Genomic DNA, 5,481 nt, shown 5'->3' on the forward strand with positions numbered 1-5,481 from the left:
TCTCAAAAAGAAAAATTGTATTTAAAAGTCTATAGAAGGGCTTTTAAATACAATTTTCTATCTATTTTCTACCGAAATCACTACTTTGTACAAACAAATAAGGGAGTATTATATTCCGTAAAAGAATAAGAACTTCCAATAATTGATTGGGAAAGTTTTTCATCTTACAAATGAAAATAGCATCGGTTCATTGTTTTAAAAGGTCCTTATCTTTTTCAAGAAGAATCAATTCTCTACTTGCATATAAATAATATTTGCAAAATAATTCTATGTATAGTCCTGAGGGTCAAAATAAAACAATCCCCTTGTTCTTACAGGAAAAACAAGGGGAACTGCTATTCTTTAATTTTATTTTCAGTTCTTCGGTCCGTTACCAAAATCAGGATTTTCTTTATCCATCCATACACGTTCGTCATGCAAAACCTGTGGATTCTTTGCATTTGTACCTTGATATGTATAACCTTGTGCTTTATATGCAGCGATAGTTATGTCATGTAACTGATCTGATTCCAAAGGCTCCGTAACAGCAAATCTTCTAGGGATAGGATAGGAATCACCCAATTGTTCGTCAAATTCCTTACGCGGTAAAAGGGAACTATTTTTCATAGGAACACCAGAACGCATAATGTTAACATATTGATCAATCGGTGCATTAAAATAATGGAGATATTCTTGGATATACACTTTCTCCAGATCAGAAACTTTATCTCCACTTAAAATATAAGCCTCTTTCTTAAGCAGTTCTGTCAGCCATTCATCTTGCAGCTTAATAGATACATCATGAGGATCATTTACGTAGGGACTGTCATAATAAGGTATATGATTCTGACTGGCAACATAATCATATCCTTTTACTGAAGCAGTGATACCATCTGTAAAATACTCTTGGGCACTTTTTTGTCCATTCCAAGTGGCTCCCAACAGGGTGAATTCAGCCAAGAAGAAATTGGTTTCCGCTGCCGAAAAATACAGTCCATACCAACCATATTGTTGAGTGTCTTGAACCGGAGTAACATCCGGGGCATCCGGATAAGTATATGTCAACAGACCTTTTACCATTTCTTGATTCCGGTAAGTACACGGATAATAGCTTTTCTTGGCACCAGCTGCCGAGTACAAGACAAACAATTGTCCTGTGGGATCAAAATAATCCTCGTATTTGTCCATCTGCCCTGCACCTATTTCCACAGGAAGGCCATAATAACGTACCCAAGGTTCACCTGGCCCCCCCCATTCTTTAAAGACTTTCTTTCCGTCTTTAACCTCAGAAATTACATTCTTCTCTACAAAATCCGGCATTTCTCTTTTTTGATCAAAATAAGCCTGTACAACATTAGAATTGTAGTCATTCTTTTGGAAGAAATAAAGCAAACGCGGATCTTTGTTGTTTACTAAAAAGTCTATAAGATGTTGCGTACCTACTCCTACAGAAAAATCATTATTCCAATTGTTATCGAACTTACCCTTGTTATATACAAAATCATCATCCGTAGTAGCAATTAAGCCAACAGGACTTTCTGCTACCTGTTTTACTATTTCAAAAGCGCGGTTCCGATCTTTGTTTATCAAACGGGCTGCAATTTTCAATTTCAAAGAATTGGCCAGTTTGCCCCATTTTTTCAAATCACCTTTATAAATAAAGTCCTGATTATTCAAAACATCTTTGATTTCATTACTGCTCAGATAATTAATAGTCTGGTCCAGTTCTTTCAGCCATACTTCCAAAAGTTCCTCTTGAGTGTCATATTTAGGCAATAACAAAGGAGGATTGGTATATCTGGCTTGTTCTGCTTCTGTATATTGACGTGATCCATATAGGTCAGCATCTTGGATACTTAAGTAAACCAACAAAGGATTACAAAGATATTGGATGTATTCATAAGTCGCTTTTTCCTCTTCAGGCAACAGGCTGATTTGATATCGAATCTCATTAGCATAACGAAGCACTTCGTTTACTTCATAACCACAACCATTGGCTTCATCAGTCGGACGATTTGAACGAGTTGTATTACCTCCTGATGAAACTGTTGTTTGCGACCAGGTAGAAAGGTCATTAAATCCTCCAAACCATTGTGCATAATCTCCCGGTTGGAAGGAAGCTTCACATTTAGTGAACAGGAAACGGATATCAGGCTTTGTAATAGTAGACGGATCTGAATTTAATTCAGAAAATTCATCTACACAGGAAGTGAACATTACACTTCCTAAAAGCAGTGCGGCTGCTAAAGTTCTATATTTCATTGTTGATAATTCTTTTAAAGTTAACAATTAGAAATTGGCATTAATTGTAAATATGTAACTTGCTGTATAAGGCTCGAAACCACGAATACGGAACTCTGAAGCTGAATTAGAACGTACAGATTCCGGATTTAGATTATTAGGTAATGAATTATACAGATATCCCAAATTACGTGCACTGAATGATAGGTTCAACCCTTTTGCACCCAATTTATGACTGATGCTATTAGGCAAACGATAATTTACAGTAATATTACGCAAAGCGATATAACTCAACTTGTGTACCCAAATGTCATCAATTGTCTGTGCTCCCCATGCATAATTATTTCCATACCATGAACCGGCATGAGTGGGCTCCAGTTTTCCTTCCTGTACCAACTGTGCGTAAGACAGACCGCTGACATCCATTTTTGTTCCATCCACCAAGGTCGCAATTGTTCCTTCTTTAAAAACACCTTCCGGAATCATACCATCAGTATATTGAATACCTTTAGAATCGGCATATTGACTAGTCCAAGTCATACCTCCATGTTCCGGATCACGGTATTGCAAAGAGCTTTCCGTCCAACCGGCCTGAGTTCCGTATAAGTTACAGTAAGATGCCACCAAACCTCCAAAACGCATATCCAGTCCAATATTCAAACTTAAATCTTTCCAAGTTAATGTTGTTGCTACAGATCCCAGAAAATCCGGTGTCATGTTACCTACTACTTCCGCTGTTTTGCTTTGTGCTCTATATGCGCCTCTCCAACTGTCATCCCACTCCAACAAAGGTACACCGTTTTCATTACGTGCCTGAGTGACATCTGACATCAACACACCATAAGACTCACCGACTTTTGCTACAGAGCCGATATGATAGTCGTATGCGTTTACATAACCGGACAATTCAATATAGTTGGCAACATTAGGATGCAAGGATACAATTTTACTTCTGTTTCGTGTATAAGTGAAGTCCAGATCCCACTGCCAGTCTTTAGTTTTGATAGGAGTGGTATTTAATGCGATTTCAATACCTGAGTTTTGGATATTACCAGCATTTACCAACTGTTGGGTAACACCGGAAATAGCAGGAACATTGATTTTCATAATCTGGTCTGTGGTATTTTCCTTATAATAAGTGAAATCCAAATTCAAACGATTATTAAAAGTACGGAAATCCAAACCTATTTCCCATGAATTCTTACGTTCCGGTTTAAGGTCAGCAATCTTCATCAGTTTGTCCAATTCATTGGTATAGATATTGCCGTCATACATTTCCATTGTGGCAAAAGAATACGTCTGATTGACTGTATATGGGTCTGTATCATTACCTACTTGTGCCCATGATGCACGAAGTTTTGCCAAGTTAATCCATGAAGGCATACTTTCACGGAAAGTTTCATTAATCAACCATGAACCTGATACGGAAGGATAGAAGTATGAGTGATTACCTGTACGATTGGCATATACCAATGCAGAAGACCAGTCATTACGTCCTGTAACATCCAAATAGACTTGATTCTTCCATCCTAAATTTAAAGCAAAAATGGTAGAAATAATTCTTTTGCTACCCGATATTGTCGCTTCGCTCTTTTTAGTCTTTTTTGAGTTCTCCACGAACCATTCTCCAGGCACCACCATTCCTCCGTCAGTTGATACTTTTGAATGTTTGGAAGAGGTGTTGTAATACTCAAATCGTGCGAATCCACCGAGTGAAAAATCTTTTATCTGCTTGCTGGCAGTAAAAGTTCCCCCTACGGTAAATTGTTCTTTTATATCTTGCGTAATACCATAATACCCTCCTTCGTTTGCATAACCGGAACCTAATTGCTTATCTTCTATTGAAGTATAATAACGGTTCATATTAGCGTCTGCTTTAAATTTCAGCCAATCTGTCATCTTTACATTTACTTCAAATGTAGGACGAATAACAGTTTCCTTCCGCACATAATCATAATTATCTACTTTGAAGAAATAATTTTTAGCGCTGGAAGGAACCGAACCATATTGGTCACCATAGCTGGTACTAGCGATACCACCATGCTCACCTAAATATTTGTTCCGGAAATAATCTACATCAAATAGCGGGTTAATCACATTGGTATTTGCATTGACAAATAATTCACCCGCATTCAGTTGTGCATTACGCGGTTTTGAGTTGGCAAAGCTAAAAGAAGCGGCAACGTCCACCCAATCGTTCAACTTATGGCTAGCTTTCAACAACATGGAGTAACGCTCAAAAGTATTGTTTTCTGTTGTTGATTTGGCATTTTTATAAGATAAAGATGTATAAAATGATGTTTTTTCATTACCACCGCGAATAGAAACATTCGTATTTGTATTGAACCCTAATTTATATAAATCCAGCATATTATTTTTACGTGGAGAATAGGTAGTCCATGTACCATCATAATTGCGGATTTGAGAGCCATCATATTTAGGTCCAAAACCAAAGTTGGGTACCCCTACTAATGTATGTTCTCCATTCTGATTTACCGTAAACTGATGTGCATCCCATATACTTCCATTTTGGTCGGCATCAGATTGTCCCGGCATATATCCAGGACCATATAAAGTTTGAATATCCGGAGTCTTGAAAGCATGGTCAATACCAAATGTTTGAGAAACGCTAATACCCAGTCCTTGCGTACCTTTACCGGATTTGGTAGTAATTACAACCGCACCATTCAAACCACGAGAACCATACAATGCTGTTGCTGCCGCACCTTTCAATACTGATACAGTTTCAAAATCATCAGGATTTAAGTTTTTCAACTCATTACCATAATCGCTGGCGTTGTTGGCACCTGCATCCCAGTCTGCTGTCGTATTACCAGATACACCGTTATCTAAAATCACTCCATCCACCACATAGATAGGCTGGTTGTTGGAACTTAAGGTTGAAGCTCCACGAATCTGTATCTTGGTACCACCAAATAAACCACCATCTGAGCCTGAGATTTCAACACCAGCTACTTTACCTTGCAATGCGGCTACCGGAGAAATGGTATTGGCAGCTTTTAATTCATCTCCCTTCACTTCAGTAACTGCATATCCCAAAGCTTTTTCTTCACGCTTCAATCCCAAAGCTGTTACCACAACTTCACCTAACTGTTGCGTGTCATCTTTTAAAGTTACATCAATAGGCTGTCCGGTCCATTTAACTTCCTGTGTCTGATATCCCACAAAAGAGATCTGAATGATATCTCCTTTTTTTACATTTGACAAAGAAAAGTCACCGTCAAGTCCGGTAATAGTACC

Annotated in this window: 2 protein-coding genes; both read right to left on the reverse strand. The window is 38.0% G+C overall.

Annotated features, from left to right (window positions below; translation table 11 throughout):
- Positions 1-354 precede the first annotated feature (354 nt).
- Complete coding sequence (locus AB5935_RS23310; protein WP_007832963.1) at positions 355-2,241, reverse strand: SusD/RagB family nutrient-binding outer membrane lipoprotein; 1,887 nt, start codon at positions 2,239-2,241, stop codon at positions 355-357.
- 27 nt (positions 2,242-2,268) lie between these two features.
- Positions 2,269-5,481 (reverse strand): SusC/RagA family TonB-linked outer membrane protein (locus tag AB5935_RS23315; RefSeq protein ID WP_130054354.1); only part of this gene is annotated, 3,213 nt, incomplete at its 5' end.

The organism is Phocaeicola sp. RTP21198st1_B8_RTP21198_201120, assembly GCF_040929485.1.
GTDB classification, from domain to species: Bacteria; Bacteroidota; Bacteroidia; order Bacteroidales; family Bacteroidaceae; genus Phocaeicola; species Phocaeicola dorei.

Bases quoted from the DNA above. Each gene is read 5' to 3' on its own strand.
- AB5935_RS23310 (WP_007832963.1), bottom strand. From the start codon at position 2,241: ATGAAATATAGAACTTTAGCAGCCGCACTGCTTTTAGGAAGTGTAATG.